Consider the following 17,396-nt stretch of genomic DNA (forward strand, 5'->3'; position numbering starts at 1 on the left):
AATAGATGAAAAGCATACTGGCAGGTGATAGTCGGGAATGAAGCAAATGTTGATGCACGTACATGGAGAGATGCTGCAAACCGCAGTGCTGGAGAATGGCCGCCTAGTCGAGTTTTTCATGGAAAAATCTAAAGCAAGCAGTTTGGTCGGCAATGTCTACAAAGGTCGTGTCGTAAACGTTCTGCCAGGCATGCAGTCGGCATTCGTTGATGTGGGACTAGCCAAAAATGCTTTTTTGTATATTGATGAACTGCTCCACCCGCATTTGGAGAAGCAGCCTCAGCAAAAGCCGCTCATACAAGACCTGGTGAAGCCCGGTCAGGAGCTGCTCGTTCAAGTGATGAAAGAGCCGCTTGGCGGTAAGGGGGCACGTGTGACGACGCATTTTACGCTGCCCGGCCGCTGGCTTGTCTATATGCCGAACGCTGATTATGTCGGCGTCTCGAAGAAAATCGGCACCGAGGGCGAGCGTGCCCGCTTGCGGTACATCGGGGAGAAGCTGCGGGAACAGGAAGAAGGCATCATTCTTCGAACCGCGGCTGCGTCCGAGAGCGAGCTGTCCTTGCAGACGGATGTCATGCAGCTAAGGGAAATTTGGCATAGTATCGTACAGCGGAGCCTGGATGCGAAGCCGCCCAGCGAGCTGCATAGGGAAGCGGGATTAATGCGCCGTGCCGTGCGCGATACCTTAACAACCGATATGGATGAGATTTGGATTGACCATGCCGTCAGGTTTGAGGAAGCGTCGGCCCTGCTGGAGGAAATGACTCCTCAGCTGCGCGGTCGGCTGAAGCGCTATGAGCCTAAGCAAGGCTTATCCTTATTTGATGCGTATCGGGTGACGGAGCAGGTGACGAGGGCTTTCGAGCGCAAAATCCCGCTTACATGCGGGGGGCATCTCATCTGGGAAGAGACGGAAGCGCTGACGGTTATCGATGTGAACACGGGGAAATTTACGGGCTCCTCCGGTTTGGAAGACACCGTTTTTCGCACCAATATGGAAGCGGCCGAGGAAATTGCCAGATTGCTCAGAGTAAGAGACGTAGGCGGAATCATCATTATTGATTTTATCGATATGGAGCAGGACAAGCATCGCGAGCAGGTGATGCAGCGCTTGGTCGAGAAATCCCGCAATGATCAAACGAAATGTACGATTTTGGGCTGGACCAAGCTTGGCTTGATCGAAATGACAAGAAAAAAAGCGCGTGAAAATGCGGTTCATCAGCTATCGGACCGCTGCCCTGCCTGCGGCGCTCATTCAACCAAACGGAATGATTCATCTAAATAATCGTATTTTTCTTAGCGGATCAATTGATATAGCTTGCATAGTATGGTACACTCTTTGGGTGTGTGTCTCGTACCTCGTAAGGAATGAGATGTACAAGTACCGCTCCGATTGGGTAAATAAGCGTATGCGGCGCAAGCTGCGGACCACCTGAATTAGGCGAGTCTTCGAAAATAAGGAGGTGCACCAACAATGTTCGCAATCATCGTAACAGGCGGAAAGCAATACAAAGTTCAGGAAGGCGATGTTATCTACATCGAGAAACTGGATTCTGAAGCAGGCGAGAGCGTAACGTTTGATCGTGTTTTGGCGGTTTCTAAAGGTGACGGTCTTGTAACTGGAACTCCGGTTGTTTCCGGCGCTACAGTAACAGGCAAAGTCGAGAAACAAGGCAAAGGCCAAAAAATCATCGTTTACAAATACAAAGCCAAAAAGAACTACCGTCGTAAGCAAGGTCATCGTCAACCGTTCACAAAAGTAACAATCGAGAAAATCCAAGCGTAAGAGGAATTTCTATGATAACCGTTACTTTTGTACGAAGAGCCGCTGACAGACGGATCGTATCTTTTGCAGTCGAAGGACATGCTAAATATGCGAACCCCGGCAAAGATATCGTTTGCGCGGGTGTATCGGCCATATCGGTTGGTACCGTTAACGCGATCGAAGCTTTAGCAGGAGAAGAGCTGCCTGCCAAGATGAAGAACGGCTGGCTTTCGTCGGATATTCCGACGCTGGCGGACGAAGCTTCTGACGGCCGGATGCAGCTGCTGCTGGAATCGATGGCGGTTATGCTTGACACTATCGCAAAATCATACGGCAAGCATGTCGTCATTCATGAACTTCTTAATGCGTAAGCTTTTGAAGTAGGTTTGCCTGGCAGACCTTAATGTTCATGCTTCCGAAGCAGGTTTGCTCCACAAACCTTTAAGAAGGAGGGAATAACTATGTTGAAACTGAATCTTCAGCTTTTCGCTTCGAAGAAAGGTGTAGGTTCCACGAAGAACGGACGTGACTCGCAGTCGAAGCGCCTTGGCGCTAAACGTGCTGACGGTCAAACCGTATCTGCTGGAAGCATTTTGTTTCGCCAACGCGGAACAAAAATTCACCCGGGAACTAACGTAGGCATCGGGAAAGACGATACGCTTTATGCAAAAGTAGAAGGCGTAGTGAAGTTCGAACGTTGGGGACGCGACCGCAAAAAAGTGAGCGTGTATCCGGCAGTTCAAGCTCCGGTAGCTGCAGCAGTAGAAGCTTAATACAACCTTATATATGCACCAAGACCCGGCCTGCATCGCTAGGCCGGGGTTTTTTTATTTCAAGGCTGATGACCGTAGGACGGCCGCATGATATACTGGATAAGCTAGGAAATACGAAGAAAGTAGGTTTAATCGATGGAACGCTTAACAACGGCGAAATATTACGCAGCGGGTACGATTTTGTTGCCCTGCGCTGCCGTACTTATTTGGCCCACTAAAGTGTGGTTAACTGCTGTCTTTCTTGTTTGGCTTATAGCTGTTGCGACTTACTGGATACGAACGGAACGGAAAGAGCATGCGGAGCGGACTACGCGGACGATACAATCGCTGCAAAATTCTGCCATTCGAACTCTCAATCATCACCGCCATGACTGGATGAATGACCTGCAAGTGGTATTTGGCTATATTAGGCTCAAAAAGCTGGATAAAGCCGCCGAGTATGTGGAGAAAATAAGTGAGCGGATGGCCATGGAGAGCAGTATCTCGAAGCTTGGCGTTCCGTCACTGGTTAGTTACATTCAATCGTTTCGTACGATTTCGAATTCGCTGGAGCTTCAGCTCGTCATTAAAGGCGATATTCATTTAAACGAATTAACGGCAGATGCCGATCAAATAGCCGAAACGCTCATTCATACGATTAACGCATATCGGTTTGCGGCGAAGCCTGGCTATGGTAATGCTGCTGTTCTTACGCTGGAACTATCGCTGGATGAGGATGCGCTAAATGCTACCTTCTACTATGATGGCGAACTAATGAACGAACAGCAATGGAAGCAAAAAATACAACAGCAGTTGGAAGGCGCGCCAATGCAGCCGGTCAACTTCGAGCAGCCATATGCAAAGGTGCTGCTGAGGGCGGAAATGCGCGCATGAACGGGGGCACAACATGTTTGTCGATAAAGCGAAAATATTTGTAAAAGGCGGCGACGGTGGCGATGGTATCGTATCGTTTCGCCGCGAGAAGTATGTCGAGCAGGGCGGACCTGCCGGCGGTGACGGAGGCCGCGGCGGAGACTTGATTTTTCAGGTTGACGAAGGACTTCGCACGCTGATGGATTTCCGCTATCAGAAGCATTTTAAAGCAAATCGCGGAGAACGCGGAAAAGTAAAAAGCATGCACGGAGCGGGTGCTGAAGATACGATCGTCCGTATCCCGCCGGGCACTGTCATCGTCGATGACGATACGCAGGAAATCATTGCGGACATGACGCGTCACGGCCAGCAAATCGTCATCGCAAAGGGCGGTCGCGGCGGTCGCGGCAACATCCGTTTTGCTACGCAAAATAACCCGGCTCCGTACATTTCGGAAAACGGCGAAGAAGGTCAAGAGCGCTGGGTCGTGCTTGAGCTTAAGGTTATGGCAGACGTTGGGCTAGTCGGATTCCCAAGCGTAGGGAAATCGACTTTGCTTTCCGTCGTTTCGGGTGCAAAACCGAAGATTGGCGCTTATCATTTTACGACGATTACGCCTAACCTCGGCGTTGTTGACGTTGGTGACAGCCGCAGCTTCGTCATGGCTGATTTGCCTGGATTGATTGAAGGCGCGCATGAGGGCGTTGGTCTTGGCCATGAGTTTCTCCGCCACGTCGAACGGACGCGGGTGATTATCCACGTCATCGATATGTCCGCTTCCGAAGGACGGGATCCTTTTGAGGACTGGGTGAAAATCAACGAAGAGCTCGTGCTCTACAATGAGAAGCTCGCAGACCGGCCGCAAATTATTGCAGCCAACAAAATGGACATGCCGGACGCCGCGGAGCAGCTTGAATTGTTCAAGCAGCAGCTTGCGGAAGCCAGCGGTGACCGTCATTATGAGATTCTGCCTATTTCCTCGCTAACAAAGCAAGGGATACAGGAGCTGCTGTATAAAGCGGCTGATGTGCTCGATACGGTATCCGAGCAAGTAGAGATCGAAGACGTGAAGGATGTTGCCGAGCGGAAGGTCTACACTTACGAGAAACGTGAAGAAACGACATTCACCATCCACAAGGAAGATGAAGTATATGTGATCGTGAGTGAAGGCATTGATAAATACATGAAGCGGATGAATTTGACGTCCTATGATGCGGTTATGCGCTTTGCTCGTACGATGCGCAAAATGGGCGTCGATGCCGAGCTTCGCAAAATGGGTGCCAAAGACGGCGATATGGTTCAAATCGGTGATTTTGCCTTTGAATTCTTCGAGGGCAGCGATTATAACCCGAATGGTTAGTTGAATAATAACCGAATAAGCAAGAACAGAGACGGCGTAAGCCGTCTTTTCTTATTTACCTATTGCTCCAAGGCGCATCTTTCGATATAATGTCCACTATAGGTGAACAATTGTCTTTTTGAGGAGGACGAATAGTGACTAAACGCTATTATGTCGTTCGGGAGGACATTTTACCGGAAGCGATTATGAAGACGATACAAGTAAAAGAGATGCTTAGCCGGGGTGACGCGGCAACCGTTCATGAAGCGGTTGAACGCGTGGGTCTAAGCCGAAGCGCTTTTTATAAGTATAAAGACGGCGTCTATGCGCTGAATGAGCTCGAACGGGAACGGATTGCGACGATCTCGATGGATTTGGAGCATCGCTCAGGCGTGCTCTCGAACGTGCTCAGCATGGTGGCCGGTCTGGAAGGGAATGTCCTGACGATGAATCAGACCATTCCGCTTCAGGGCTTTGCCAACGTCGTTATTTCAGTCGATATTTCGCAGCTTTCCGGGGAACTGTCATCGTTGGTCGAAATGCTTCGCAGCCAGCCTGGCGTACGCAAAGCTTCGGTCATCGGACAAGGATAACAGGATAGATAATGGAGGGTATATATGAAGCCGGTAAAAGTAGGATTATTAGGTCTAGGTACTGTAGGTACGGGCGTCGTTCGCATTGTTGAAGGCCATCAAGAGGACCTTGCCAGTCAAGTCGGTTCGCCGATCGTGATTGAAAAGGTGCTTGTTCAGAATAAAAGCAAAGCGCGTAACATCGCGATTGATGCCGATAAGCTCACCGAGGATCCGTGGGATATTATCCGTCATCCTGATATTGACGTGATTGTTGAGGTCATGGGCGGAATTGGCCTAACGAAGGAATATATACTGGAAGCACTCTCGCGCGGCAAACATGTGGTAACGGCAAACAAAGATTTAATGGCGCTGCATGGTCCGGAAATTTTGGCGAAAGCGCAGGAGAATCGCTGCGACGTTCTGTATGAAGCAAGCGTAGCCGGCGGTATTCCGATTATCCGTACGCTCGTTGAAGGGTTTTCTTCCGATCGCATCAACAAAATTATGGGAATCGTGAACGGGACAACGAATTTTATTTTAACCAAAATGAGCCAAGAAGGCGCATCCTACTTAGACGTTCTCAAAGAAGCCCAAGAGCTTGGTTATGCGGAGTCTGATCCGACATCGGATGTCGAGGGACTTGATGCGGCTCGCAAAATGACGATTCTTGCAACAATCGGCTTCCGTGCGAACGTAGCGCTTGAGGATGTTTCGGTTCAAGGGATCTCGTCTGTTTCGAAAGAAGATATTTTGTATGCGAAGCGCCTTGGCTATGAAGTGAAGCTGCTTGGGATCGCTGAGCGCCAGGATGATCTGATCAGCATTAGCGTGCAGCCGACGATGGTAAAACAATCGCATCCGATTGCTTCGGTTAACGGCGTATTCAATGCGGTTTACGTATATGGCGAAGCCGTTGGCGAGACGATGTTTTACGGCGCAGGCGCAGGCGAGCTGCCGACAGCAACCTCAATCGTCTCCGATTTGGTTGCCGTCGTGAAAAACCTGAAGCTTGGCGTAAACGGAATGCAGGGAAGCCTAGCTTACAAAGAGAAAAAACTCAAAACGGATGATCAGATCTCATCGAAATATTTCCTGCTGCTTAAAGTAGCAGACCGCGCCGGCGTTTTGGCTCGCATCACGCAGGTATTCGCCGACTTCGAGGTTAGCTTGGAGTCCGTGCTGCAGCAGCCAACGCCGTCAAATCCGGAAGCCGAAATTATCGTCATCACTCATGATGCTAACAAAGCAGCAATTCAAAAGGTACTCGCGACGTTCGAATCGCTGGATGTGGTTCATAAAGTGAAGAGCGTATACCGCGTAGAAGGGTAAGCCTCATGAATAATCGCAGAGTTATTGTTAAGATACCGGCAAGCACGGCCAATTTGGGCCCAGGCTTTGACACGCTGGGAATGGCGCTCTCGTTATATGCGTGGATTGAGCTGCGCGTCAGCGAGCAAACGGAATTTCATTTTTACGGCGATCAAATGAAAGGTTTGCCGAAAGACAAATCCAATTTGATCTACAAGGTAGCGCAGCTGGTATTTAAAGAAGCCGGCGTCAGCGTACCTGAGCTATCGATCTCGATGCACAGCGATATTCCGCTCACGCGCGGACTAGGAAGCAGCGCATCGGCGATCGTCGGAGCACTCGCGGCGGCGAATGCGTTAATCGGTGGACCGCTCTCAGACGATAAGCTGTTCCAAATCGCGACAGCCTTAGAAGGCCATCCTGACAATGTCGGCGCATCCTTATTCGGAGGCATCGTGGTTTCTGCTTGGGACGGGGAAAGGGCGGATTATATCCGTATCGAACCGGACCGCAGGCTCAAGACGCTCGTGGCGATCCCTGCCTTCCAGCTGTCGACGGAGAAAGCGCGTCATGCGCTTCCGTCACAAATCAGCATGGCAGACGCTGTATTCAACGTGGGGCGGAGCTCCTTACTTGTCGCGGCGCTTGCCGGCGGCGATCTCGGTATGATCCGCCATGCCATGAAAGACCGGCTGCACCAGCCTTACCGTGCAGCGCTGATCCCCGGGATGGCGACAATTTTGGAGCACGCGGTGGAATATGGCGCGCTGGGCGTTGCGCTTAGCGGAGCAGGACCGACGCTCATTGCCTTTGCCGAGGATAAGGCGGAAACGGAAGAGACATTGGAACAATTCCTGCTGGATACGTTGAAGCAAGAGGGCATCGAAGCGAAAACGCTGTGGCTGTCGCCATGCGTGCATGGTCCCCAGATTACCGTTGAGGATATCTCGGAGCAGCCTGCCATACCTCTTCCGGACAGAATTAAAGGAGCAGTGTAGCGATGAAGACGATAGCGGTTTTACCTGCCGGCTCCGTGTCAGACGAAGCGGCCAGGCATTTTTTTTACGGCGAAGAAATTAATTGGAAGCATCACAGGCTGATTTCGGATGTGTTCTTATCCACGGTCAATGGGATAAGCGATTACAGCATCATTCCGATCGAGAATACGATCGAGGGCTCTGTAAGCTTACATATGGACTGGCTCGTGCATGAGGTAGATCTTCCGATTCAAGCGGAATGGGTTTACCCGTCTATCCAGAATTTGATTGGACGCCAGTCCGAGCTGCTGGACGAGACCGGAGCCATCGATTGGTCGCGGATCACCAAAGTCATCAGCCATCCCGTAGCGATCGCACAGTGCTTGCAATTTTTGCGCACGCAGCTGCCGCACGCAGCGACAGAGCATGTAAGCAGCACGGCAGAAGGCGTCAGAATCGTGCAAAATAACCCGAATGCCGGTTGGGCTGCGATTGGCACAAAGACCGCTGCCGCGAACGAAAAGCTTGATGTTCTCGCAAGCGAAATAACGGACCATGATAACAATTACACGCGTTTTCTGCTGGTTGGTTCGGAGCCCTATACGGCTCGGAAATCCGATCAGATAAAAACGAGCATATTGATAACACTGCCCGAGGATTATCCCGGTGCGCTCCATCAGGTGCTTGCTGCTTTTGCATGGCGCAAAATCAACTTATCCCGCATTGAGTCGCGTCCGACAAAGAAAAAGCTCGGCAATTATTATTTCTATATCGACATCGACATGGCGCTGGATACGGTGCTTCTGCCTTCTGCTATCCAAGAAATTGAGGCGATCGGCTGCCAGGTTCGCGTGTTAGGCAGCTATCCAAGCTTCACCGAATACAAAAAATAAGGAAATCAAAGGCATTATGCGCTAGAATTTCTGATTTCCGTCAAGCAAGCCGAGTTCACTCCAAGGGGTGGGCTCGGCTTTTTTACTATTTTTTTTGTGAAAGTGGAGACACCTGCCCATATTGTGCATAGGATGTAAGGATTGATAATAGGCATTAGCAGTGCCTGGTTATTTAGAACGTGACAGGAGGTTAACAGCGAGTGAGAATCCATATTGTGAAGAAAGGCGACAGCTTATACTTGATCGGCCAAAAGTATAACGTTTCGCTCGAAGAGATTTTGAAGCTGAACCCGGGCATTACGAACCCGGATGCCATTGAGGTGGGCATGAAGCTGAAAATTCCGTCCGGCCATACGGGAGGATCGGGAGGCGGTATGGACATTATGCATCAGCATATCGTGAAGCAAGGGGATACGCTTTGGAAGCTATCGAAGGCTTGGGGCGTGCCGCTTGCATCCATGATAAAAGCGAATCCGCAGCTCAAAAACCCGAACGTGCTTCTTACAGGAGAGGTTGTAAACATACCAAAGGTAAACGCTATGGATGACGATGCAGGCGGACATGATGCCGGACACAGTGCCGGACAGGGTACCGGGCACGGCACGGCACAGGGTACCGGCGGTGCACACATGCTTCATCCTACATCCATTATGCAAGGCGTTCAGGGCTGGGTCGGAAAGCTTTCCACAGCTCCTATCATCGGGAAAACACCTACCGGTCCCATTGCGGGCAAGACGCCGACGGCTCCCATTGCGCCAACGCCGGTTGCACCCGTAGAGCCTGCACCTGTGGCTCCCGTTCAAGAGAAAAAGCCGACGGCTCCCGTACAGGAGAAAAAGCCAACGGCTCCCGTTCAAGAGAATAAACCGACGGCTCCTATCGTAAAACCCGCAGCGCCAGCGCCGCTTCCTGCGCCTAAAGCTGCGGCCGTTGAACCGGCGAAAAAAGCGCTGCCTATCGAGAAACCGGTGGAGAAAAAGCTTAAACCGATTCATTCGGAGTATAAGCCCAATGTTGATTTGTTCAAACAATACGGCATACCTGCAACGGAGGCCCTATCCTTGTATGATTTGCCAAAAGCTCCCGAAGCCGTATCTCCTGCTGCGCAGCAGCCTGCATACGGCGGATACGGTTATGGCCAGCCAATGACGCTGCCGGCTCAAACGGGACACGGCTACGGTCAGCCGATGACGCTGCCAGCTCAAATGGACCACGGCTACGGATATGGCAGCTGGCAGCAGCCTGTTCCATTCGGAAGTACGGTAAGCCCGCTTGGAGAAGGGAACGAAGCGCCTTTTGATTGTCCTCCGGGAACGGTGTTTGTCGGAAGCTATCCTTCGCCTTCAACGATGCCATTGGGTGCGGGGCCGGATTGGGGTTATGGTCATCCCGGCATTAATCCTCTCCAGCATGACATGAATGAAAACAATCATATGGTTGCCGGAGCTTTGGCGCAGCCGAACCAAGGAATGGTGTCGCCGCTTATGGCGCAGCCGAACCAAGGAATGGTGTCGCCGCTTATGGCGCAGCCGAACCAAGGAATGGTGTCGCCGCTTATGGCGCAGCCGAACCAAGGAATGGTGTCGCCGCTCATGGCGCAGCCGAACCAAGGAATGGTGTCGCCGCTTATGGCGCAGCCGAACCAAGGAATGGTGTCGCCGCTTATGGCGCAGCCGAACCAAGGAATGGTGTCGCCGCTTATGGCGCAGCCGAACCAAGGAATGGTGTCGCCGCTTATGGCGCAGCCGAACCAAGGAATGGTATCGCCGTTCATGGCGCAGCCGAACCAAGGAATGGTGTCGCCAGCTGGCATGGAACCTGACTATGGTTACGGCTATGGCTATGGGCATGGCGGCCATGGAATGGTAATGCCAGCGCAAGCGCATCATGACGGAGGCTACGGTTACGGCTATCCAGCTTATCCGCCTTACCCAGGCTGGCCGCAAACGGCCGGTGCAGGTCAAGGAAACCAAGATGATTGCGGCTGCAAAGGAAACCGATCGGATCAAGTCTCCGCGAAGTTAGCCGACGTTGAAATCGAAAAACCGGCTAAGACGGTCGTCCAGCGGAAAAATGCGAAAAAAGCAGTTATTCGCACAGTAGCTACCCGTTCAAACAAAACGAAAAACCGCGGCAATCAGCCGTGGATTAATCGTTAATAGCCATTGAAGGCAGCCCCAATGCATCTATTGGGGCTGTCTTCTTTTTATAAGCAACGAAATCATTTTGAATATTTATGAAATACTGGCGCATACTATCAAAAAATATAATGAAGGGGTCTTCCCAATGATGGAATTCAGCCTTTGGAAAAACTTAAAGAAGCAGCTTCGAAGAAAGCGCAGACCGACATGGTCTTTAGGAGCTTTTATGCCATTCCTGCTTGCTTGCTGGCTTGTTCTTCCTCAGGAAGAGTATGTTTTTGCCGAACCGGATCAATCTGAGATGCAGAGCATCATACAGAAGCTTGAAAAAGAGGATGGACCGCTTACGGTGGAGGTGCATCGTATTTACGTGTGCGGGGAAGAATCTAAGCCGCTAGGGCGCATGATGAGTAAACAGGTCGTCCAGCTTCTGAATAAACATCCGGAATGGAAGGCGAAGTTCGTGCAAGCGCAAAGCATCGTTTATGTCGAACAGCGCGTAGAAGACCTTTCAGAGCATTGCAAGGCCAATGCTTATATGGGAGTAGACAAGCAGGGGAATCTAAATTTGTATGACGGCGTGCCGAAAAAGGAAAAGGTCGTACGCACCTTCTTTCAACTGGACGTGCGATACATGGAAAGCAGCCTTCCGCAGGATAAACTGGACCAGTTAACCAAAGGGATCCGGATAAGCGACATGGAAGAGTATAACAGCGTGCTTTCGACCTACAGCGATTATGCCGCAACCAAAAATCAAAAAGTGATGAAGCCGGCCTACTGACCGGCGGCAGAACTCAAAGAAGGCCGCGCTTCGCTGCGCGGCCTTCTTTATTTATGTCAATTAGCCGAAATATCAAACGCGCGTTCTCATTCCCCTCATCTTTTGCTATAATGGTTGAAGCAACTTTCAATGAGTACGCTGAGTTAGCAAGTTTTTTTGAGGAGATGGCCTTTTGCGCGTTCTTGGTATTGACCCCGGTTATGCAATCGTTGGATTTGGTTTCATAGATAAAATCGGACATAAGCTTACACCCGTGCAATACGGTGCGATTCAGACGGAAGCCCACACGCCCCCGGAGCAGCGGCTGCTGCAGGTTTACGAGTCTGCGGGCGCTTTAATGGATAAATATAAGCCGGATACGGTCGGCGTAGAGAAATTGTTTTTTAACCGGAATGTGACAACCGCCTTTGATGTGGCACAGGCGAGAGGCGCCATTATTTTGGCGGCTGCGCAGCGGGGCTTGCCAATCGGCGAATATACGCCGCTGCAGGTTAAGCAGGCCGTGGTGGGGTATGGCAAAGCCGAGAAAAAACAGGTGCAGGAAATGGTGAAAGTATTCTTGAAGCTTTCGGCAGTACCGAAGCCGGATGATGTGGCCGATGCGCTTGCAGTAGCGATTTGCCATGCGCATTCCGTAGTCCTGAACCAGAAAATAAATGAGGTGAAACGCTAGTGATCGATTTTTTGAGAGGCAATGTTGTCCATCTGGAATCTGAATATATCGTTCTGGACGTAAGAGACACAGGCTATCGCGTATTTACACCTAATCCATATGCGTTTGCCAAAAAAGAAGAGCCCGTAACCGTCTTTATCCATCATAACGTTCGCGAGGATGCCGTATTGCTGTTTGGATTTGAGACCAGGGAAGAGCAAACGCTGTTCCGCAAGCTGCTCGAGGTATCGGGCATCGGACCGCGCGTCGCGCTGGGTATTTTGTCAGGAGGCAGGCCTGACGCCGTTATTGCGGCCATTCAGCAGGAAAACCTTGCGTTTCTAACGAAGCTTCCCGGCATCGGCAAAAAAACGGCGCAGCGGATGATTCTCGACCTCAAGGACAAGCTGATCGGAGCAGGACTTGACGGCGGTCTGCTGACAGCAGCAGGCGTAGCGCTCGATCTTACTTCGAGCAGGCATTCGGGCCAGGGAGCGGGAACCGCATGGCAGGAGGCAAGAGAGGGCCTTGCGGCACTCGGATACACTGCCGTGGAGCTGGATAAGGCATGGAATGGGTTGCAGCACAGCGTAACGGCAGAAGAGTCTGTCGATTCTTTGATGAAACGGGCGCTGCAGCAGTTGTTTAAAGGGTAAGGGAGGGAGATGAAGGCAGATGGATGACAGAATCATTTCCGCCAACCTGATGATGGAAGATCAGGCGGTTGAGCTCAGCTTGCGTCCCCGCTATTTAGCCGAATACATCGGGCAATCAAAGGCAAAGGAAAATTTGAAGGTATATATTGAAGCAGCGAAACTGCGCAAGGAAGCGTTGGATCACGTGCTGCTTTACGGTCCGCCAGGCCTTGGCAAAACCACGCTGTCGAACATTATCGCCAACGAGCTGGGAGTTAATCTGCGGACGACTTCCGGTCCGGCCATTGAGCGTCCTGGCGATCTCGCAGCACTGCTGACGAATTTGCAGGAGGGCGACGTTCTCTTTATCGATGAAATCCATCGCTTACACCGGACCGTAGAGGAGGTCCTGTATCCGGCGATGGAAGATTTCGCGCTTGATATTATGATCGGTAAAGGCCCCAGCGCCAGATCCGTTCGATTGGACTTGCCGCCGTTCACCTTAATTGGCGCGACTACGAGGGCAGGCCTTCTGTCGGCGCCGCTTCGCGACCGTTTCGGTGTCGTGAGCCGGCTTGAGTTCTATACGATAGACGAACTAGCTTTCATCGTTGCCAGAACCGCCGAGATCTTGAATGTCAGTATTGTCGGCGAGGCGGCGTCAGAGATTGCCATGCGTTCCCGAGGAACGCCGCGTATCGCGAATCGGCTGCTAAAGCGCGTGCGTGATTTTGCGCAGGTTCGGGGCGATGGGGTCATTACACATGATATGGCCCGTTCAGCGCTTGAGCTGCTGCAGGTCGATCCGATGGGACTTGATTTGATCGATTTCAAAATGCTGCAGGCGATGATGACTACGTTTGCCGGCAGGCCCGTCGGCCTCGATACGATCGCTGCAACAATCGGGGAAGAAAGCCAAACGATCGAGGATGTATATGAACCGTACTTGATGCAAATCGGGTTTCTGCAGCGGACGCCTCGCGGAAGGATCGCTACGGATCAAGCCTATCGGCATTTAGGTCTCCCGATTCCGGGGAGGTAGCGGGCCATGAACTTAAAAGGTAATCAAGCTTCTGAGAAGCTGTATGTCATCTATGACGGACATTGCAATCTATGTCTTGCTTCCGTGGCCAGGCTGCGGGAGCTCCATTCCAAGGCGGATTTGCAGTTCATCCAGATTCAGCAATTAGAAGCGGTAAAGGATACTGCCCGGCTCATTCCCCATATTGACCGGTTTGATTTTGGCGCGCTGTATGAGAAAATGCATGTTGCCGATGAACGCGGACAGCTTTTTGCGGGAGCTGATGGTGTCGTGCGCATTTTAAGGACGGTCCGAGGTTTTCGGTGGTTATCCGCTTTCTACCGCATTCCAGGCATGAACCGGATAGCTGACCGTATTTATCGATTTATTGCGAAAAGAAGATACGAATGGTTTGGCTCTACCGAGCAAAGCTGTTCCATTGACGGCTGCGATCTGCCGCAGGACAGAGGGGAGAGAAACAAGCTTGGCAATTAAACGGTCAATTAAGCAATATACGATCATGTTCATAACGATTATTTTGCTCGCAACGGCTTGGACAGGTTCTCCTTCGCAAGCTGCCGTACCTAAGCTGGAAAATATTCGCGTGGCTTTGTTTATGCAATTGCCTGGGAAATATGATGTTACGACGGCTGCGGCAACTTTTTCGTCTGCTGGCGGTATGAGCATTGGCGAACGGCGGCCGGACGGCGTGCATCCTTGGTTCAACGTCGAGGGAGGCGCTGCCGCTCGTTTTGCCGTAGACAGCTTCAAGGTAAAGGTTTACGAATCATCAACCTTTGCTTCAGCGCTAGCGGTTCAAAAGAGGCTGCAGGCATTGAAAGGATCAGCGTTTCTAACCTCGCTTTCCAAGAATGGCGCAATCGTTTATCAAGTCATTGAAGGTACATACAAAACAGCTGCGGAAGCAGCAGCCGCTCAAACCAAATGGACGGGCGATAGCGAATTGGCTAAGCTGGTTGGCGGTTTTAAATCCGTTCTGCAAGGACCGCTTCATTTGGAGAGCGCAGCGTTACCGAATAAAGCGGAAGCTATCGCAGCTGCGAGCAGCTTTGGCGCCGTAGGTCTGGATGCTTTCGTTGCCATACGTTCGACGCAAAGCGGAACAGCCAATTATTCAGTAATGGTGGGCGCAGCAGTGACAGAGGCAGAGCTTCAAATCGTTCGGGCTGCGGCAGCCAAGGCAGCGGGCGGGAGCGCGCTGACGGATAGTGATTCGAGCCAAGCTTATTTAGTGGTGCGGAATGACCACACCGTAAGCGCGAAAGCGGAGAGCAGCTCGGAGCTATATATGTTTGCAGGCAGCGATGCGGAAATCTCGGTATCACCGATTAGCGCAGAGCCGATTAAGCTGACGGAACGCAGCAATCGCAGCTATCGCGGAATTTTCGAGCTCAGCGTGCTTAACGGAAGGATGGCCGTCATTAATGAGCTTCCTTTTGAGCAATATCTCTATTCTGTCGTAGGAGTAGAAATGTATCCGTCATGGCCGGCTGAGGCACTGAAAGCGCAAGCCGTCGCGGCCAGGTCCTATGCGCTGAATAAAGGCTTCGGTTTTCAAATCGCTCATGTTGTGGATACGACCCTTAGCCAAGCCTATTACGGCGTCGGCTCGGAACGCGAGTCTACCATTGCAGCTGTAGAGGCAACGGCTGGAGAAGTCGCTATGTATAACGGCAAGGTCATTGAGGCTTTGTTTGCGGCAAGCGCCGGAGGAATGACAGCCGATGCCAAAGAAATATGGGGCAATGCCGTTCCTTATTTGCAAGCGGTAAAGAGTCCGGACACTTCATCCGAGGTTGGATTGCACAGCTGGTACCGTGTTGTCCTCCCAAGCGGAGCCATCGGCTATGTCCGCGATGACCTGCTTGATGAGACCGGGAAAACTACTGCAGCCGGAAGCTCCATCATGCAAGTCAATACAAATGGAACGAAGGTGCGCAAGCATCCACAAATCCAGGATACAATCCCGGTGGTAGCACAGGCGGACAGCGGAACACAGGTAGTCGTGCTGGAGAAAAGAGTGGAATCGGGTTCTATGTCTTGGGTGAGAGGACCTTATACGCCGCAGGAAATGCTTACGGTTATCAACTCGAAAGTGAAAACAAAAATAAGCGGACCGCTGCGTACCTTGGAAATTAGCAAAAGCGGGGCTTCGGGGCGCGCAACCGAGATTTTGGCTAACGGTGAAAAACTTAGCGTGAGCTATCCGGATATGTTCCGCAGCACATTAGGCGTACAAAGCTCGCTGCCTAGCACTTTGTTTCAAATCGAGGAAACAGCAAAGGTAGCCATGCTCGGAGCGGGTTCAGCAACACGGGCTAAACCAGCAGATTCGGCACCGGTTTATATGATCGGTGCAGGGGGCAAGGTTGCGGAAGTTAATCAGGATAATCTATTTATTCTGGATGGCAGCAAGCAGCTGCGAGCGGCAACGAAAGAGCCTTCCTTCCGGTTTATAGGCACAGGAAACGGGCATGGGGTCGGGTTATCGCAATATGGTGCCTTAAGCCTTGCTCAACAAGGGTATGACTATCAATATATTTTGAAATACTACTACAAAGATGTAACCATCGCTAAGGAATGATTGAATCGATATGAATGTAGAATGGTTTGATTTCGAATTGCCCGAGCGTCTAATCGCTCAGACACCGCTGTTGGATCGGACTGGTTCCAAGCTGCTTGCCCTCAATAAGCAAACCGGCGAGATTTCGCATAACAAATTTACGGATTTAGAGCAGTATGTCGGGGCAGGGGACGTGCTTGTTTTAAATGATACGAGAGTTATTCCAGCACGATTAACGGGAGTGAAAAGCGACACCGGTGCCAAAATCGAGCTGCTTCTTCTAAAGCAGCTCGAAGGAGACAGCTGGGAGGCGCTTGGAAAGCCGGCTAAGCGGCTGAAAATTGGTACGGCGCTGTCTTTTGGCGACGATGGACATGGCAACCCCCTGCTGCGGGCAGTGATTGAACAGGAGGGGGAAATGGGCGGAAGAACGATCCGTTTTCAATACGAAGGGATCTTTCAAGAGCTGCTGGATAGACTCGGAGAAATGCCGCTTCCGCCTTATATCAAGGAGAGGCTGGAAGAACGGGAAAGATATCAGACTGTTTACTCGAAGCATGCGGGTTCTGCGGCTGCGCCAACGGCAGGCCTTCATTTTACCGATGAGTTTCTTGCGAGATTGCAGGCAAAGGGAGTACAGCTGGCTTACGTGACGCTCCATGTCGGACTGGGAACTTTTCGCCCGATGTCTGTCGATTTGGTGGAGGATCATGAAATGCATGCCGAGTATTATGAGCTGAGCGAACAGAATGCGGCCATAATAAATGAAGCCAAACGGAACGGTGCGCGTATAATTGCTGTAGGGACAACCTCATCCAGGACACTGGAGACATTGGCGGCACGCTTCGAAGGAAATGATCTCGAGGCTTGCAGCGGCTGGACTTCCATCTTTATTTTCCCGGGCTACGAGTTTAAGCTCGTCAATGCTCTTCTCACCAATTTTCATTTGCCGAAGTCAACGCTGGTTATGCTTGTCAGTGCGCTGGCCGGGCGCGATGCCGTCATGCGGGCTTATGAAGATGCGATTGCCCATGAGTATCGCTTCTTCAGCTTTGGCGACGCGATGTTTATTTACTAACTAGGAATAGGAAGCGTGA

General features: G+C 51.3%; 18 protein-coding genes. All 18 read left to right on the forward strand.

Going from position 1 to position 17,396, the window contains the following annotated elements; genetic code table 11:
* Window positions 1-37 precede the first annotated feature (37 nt).
* The 18 genes from ACN6MW_RS22800 (at window position 38) to queA (ending at window position 17,377) form a co-directional block, all read left to right on the forward strand.
* Complete coding sequence (locus ACN6MW_RS22800) at window positions 38-1,288, forward strand: Rne/Rng family ribonuclease (protein WP_419872192.1); 1,251 nt, start codon at window positions 38-40, stop codon at window positions 1,286-1,288.
* A 189-nt stretch (window positions 1,289-1,477) separates the two neighbouring features.
* Window positions 1,478-1,789, forward strand: coding sequence for a 50S ribosomal protein L21 (gene rplU, locus ACN6MW_RS22805; protein ID WP_053374798.1), 312 nt, complete (start codon window positions 1,478-1,480; stop codon window positions 1,787-1,789).
* A gap of 11 nt (window positions 1,790-1,800) precedes the next feature.
* Complete coding sequence (locus ACN6MW_RS22810) at window positions 1,801-2,139, forward strand: ribosomal-processing cysteine protease Prp (RefSeq protein ID WP_364143234.1); 339 nt, start codon at window positions 1,801-1,803, stop codon at window positions 2,137-2,139.
* Window positions 2,140-2,229: 90 nt separating this feature from the next.
* Window positions 2,230-2,541 (forward strand): 50S ribosomal protein L27, encoded by a 312-nt coding sequence (gene rpmA / locus ACN6MW_RS22815; protein WP_056629028.1) that lies wholly within the window; start codon window positions 2,230-2,232, stop codon window positions 2,539-2,541.
* A gap of 135 nt (window positions 2,542-2,676) precedes the next feature.
* Complete coding sequence (locus tag ACN6MW_RS22820) at window positions 2,677-3,414, forward strand: Spo0B domain-containing protein (protein WP_419872193.1); 738 nt, start codon at window positions 2,677-2,679, stop codon at window positions 3,412-3,414.
* 13 nt (window positions 3,415-3,427) lie between these two features.
* On the forward strand, window positions 3,428-4,753 hold the full coding sequence (gene obgE, locus ACN6MW_RS22825) for a GTPase ObgE (protein WP_364143228.1): 1,326 nt from the start codon (window positions 3,428-3,430) through the stop codon (window positions 4,751-4,753).
* A gap of 134 nt (window positions 4,754-4,887) precedes the next feature.
* Window positions 4,888-5,325 carry an ACT domain-containing protein gene (locus ACN6MW_RS22830; protein WP_419872194.1) on the forward strand — a complete coding sequence of 146 codons (438 nt, stop codon included), beginning with the start codon at window positions 4,888-4,890 and terminating at the stop codon, window positions 5,323-5,325.
* A gap of 24 nt (window positions 5,326-5,349) precedes the next feature.
* Window positions 5,350-6,636: a homoserine dehydrogenase gene (locus ACN6MW_RS22835; protein WP_419872195.1), complete on the forward strand. Its 1,287-nt coding sequence runs from the start codon at window positions 5,350-5,352 to the stop codon at window positions 6,634-6,636.
* Window positions 6,637-6,641: 5 nt separating this feature from the next.
* A complete protein-coding gene (thrB, locus tag ACN6MW_RS22840; RefSeq protein WP_419872196.1) occupies window positions 6,642-7,613 on the forward strand; it encodes a homoserine kinase in 972 nt (323 codons plus the stop codon).
* A 2-nt stretch (window positions 7,614-7,615) separates the two neighbouring features.
* A complete protein-coding gene (pheA, locus tag ACN6MW_RS22845) occupies window positions 7,616-8,485 on the forward strand; it encodes a prephenate dehydratase (protein WP_419872197.1) in 870 nt (289 codons plus the stop codon).
* Window positions 8,486-8,685: 200 nt separating this feature from the next.
* A complete protein-coding gene (locus tag ACN6MW_RS22850) occupies window positions 8,686-10,644 on the forward strand; it encodes a LysM peptidoglycan-binding domain-containing protein (protein ID WP_419872198.1) in 1,959 nt (652 codons plus the stop codon).
* A gap of 127 nt (window positions 10,645-10,771) precedes the next feature.
* On the forward strand, window positions 10,772-11,407 hold the full coding sequence (locus ACN6MW_RS22855) for a BofC C-terminal domain-containing protein (RefSeq protein ID WP_419872199.1): 636 nt from the start codon (window positions 10,772-10,774) through the stop codon (window positions 11,405-11,407).
* A 172-nt stretch (window positions 11,408-11,579) separates the two neighbouring features.
* The gene (ruvC, locus tag ACN6MW_RS22860; RefSeq protein ID WP_308998517.1) at window positions 11,580-12,080 is read left to right on the forward strand and encodes a crossover junction endodeoxyribonuclease RuvC; all 501 of its coding nucleotides are present in this window, start codon (window positions 11,580-11,582) and stop codon (window positions 12,078-12,080) included.
* A complete protein-coding gene (gene ruvA / locus ACN6MW_RS22865) occupies window positions 12,080-12,715 on the forward strand; it encodes a Holliday junction branch migration protein RuvA (RefSeq protein ID WP_364143211.1) in 636 nt (211 codons plus the stop codon). Before ruvC ends, ruvA begins: the two co-directional genes overlap by 1 nt.
* A gap of 19 nt (window positions 12,716-12,734) precedes the next feature.
* Window positions 12,735-13,736: a Holliday junction branch migration DNA helicase RuvB gene (ruvB, locus tag ACN6MW_RS22870; RefSeq protein WP_419872200.1), complete on the forward strand. Its 1,002-nt coding sequence runs from the start codon at window positions 12,735-12,737 to the stop codon at window positions 13,734-13,736.
* A 6-nt stretch (window positions 13,737-13,742) separates the two neighbouring features.
* Window positions 13,743-14,210, forward strand: coding sequence for a thiol-disulfide oxidoreductase DCC family protein (locus ACN6MW_RS22875; RefSeq protein WP_419872201.1), 468 nt, complete (start codon window positions 13,743-13,745; stop codon window positions 14,208-14,210).
* Window positions 14,200-16,320, forward strand: coding sequence for a SpoIID/LytB domain-containing protein (locus ACN6MW_RS22880; RefSeq protein ID WP_419872202.1), 2,121 nt, complete (start codon window positions 14,200-14,202; stop codon window positions 16,318-16,320). The genes ACN6MW_RS22875 and ACN6MW_RS22880 overlap by 11 nt, the downstream gene beginning before the upstream one ends.
* Before the next feature lie 10 nt (window positions 16,321-16,330).
* A complete protein-coding gene (queA, locus tag ACN6MW_RS22885; protein WP_419872203.1) occupies window positions 16,331-17,377 on the forward strand; it encodes a tRNA preQ1(34) S-adenosylmethionine ribosyltransferase-isomerase QueA in 1,047 nt (348 codons plus the stop codon).
* The last annotated feature ends 19 nt before the right edge of the window (window positions 17,378-17,396 follow it).

It is taken from the genome of Pristimantibacillus sp. PTI5, assembly GCF_048572955.1.
Taxonomy (GTDB): domain Bacteria; phylum Bacillota; class Bacilli; order Paenibacillales; family Paenibacillaceae; genus Pristimantibacillus.

Coding starts and splice junctions, on each gene's coding strand:
- queA (WP_419872203.1), top strand. CDS start 16,331: ATGAATGTAGAATGGTTTGATTTCGAATTGCCCGAGCGTCTAATCGCT.
- rpmA (WP_056629028.1), top strand. CDS start 2,230: ATGTTGAAACTGAATCTTCAGCTTTTCGCTTCGAAGAAAGGTGTAGGT.
- obgE (WP_364143228.1), top strand. CDS start 3,428: ATGTTTGTCGATAAAGCGAAAATATTTGTAAAAGGCGGCGACGGTGGC.
- thrB (WP_419872196.1), top strand. CDS start 6,642: ATGAATAATCGCAGAGTTATTGTTAAGATACCGGCAAGCACGGCCAAT.
- ACN6MW_RS22875 (WP_419872201.1), top strand. CDS start 13,743: ATGAACTTAAAAGGTAATCAAGCTTCTGAGAAGCTGTATGTCATCTAT.
- ACN6MW_RS22820 (WP_419872193.1), top strand. CDS start 2,677: ATGGAACGCTTAACAACGGCGAAATATTACGCAGCGGGTACGATTTTG.
- ruvB (WP_419872200.1), top strand. CDS start 12,735: ATGGATGACAGAATCATTTCCGCCAACCTGATGATGGAAGATCAGGCG.
- ACN6MW_RS22835 (WP_419872195.1), top strand. CDS start 5,350: ATGAAGCCGGTAAAAGTAGGATTATTAGGTCTAGGTACTGTAGGTACG.
- rplU (WP_053374798.1), top strand. CDS start 1,478: ATGTTCGCAATCATCGTAACAGGCGGAAAGCAATACAAAGTTCAGGAA.
- ACN6MW_RS22855 (WP_419872199.1), top strand. CDS start 10,772: ATGATGGAATTCAGCCTTTGGAAAAACTTAAAGAAGCAGCTTCGAAGA.
- ACN6MW_RS22810 (WP_364143234.1), top strand. CDS start 1,801: ATGATAACCGTTACTTTTGTACGAAGAGCCGCTGACAGACGGATCGTA.
- pheA (WP_419872197.1), top strand. CDS start 7,616: ATGAAGACGATAGCGGTTTTACCTGCCGGCTCCGTGTCAGACGAAGCG.
- ACN6MW_RS22800 (WP_419872192.1), top strand. CDS start 38: ATGAAGCAAATGTTGATGCACGTACATGGAGAGATGCTGCAAACCGCA.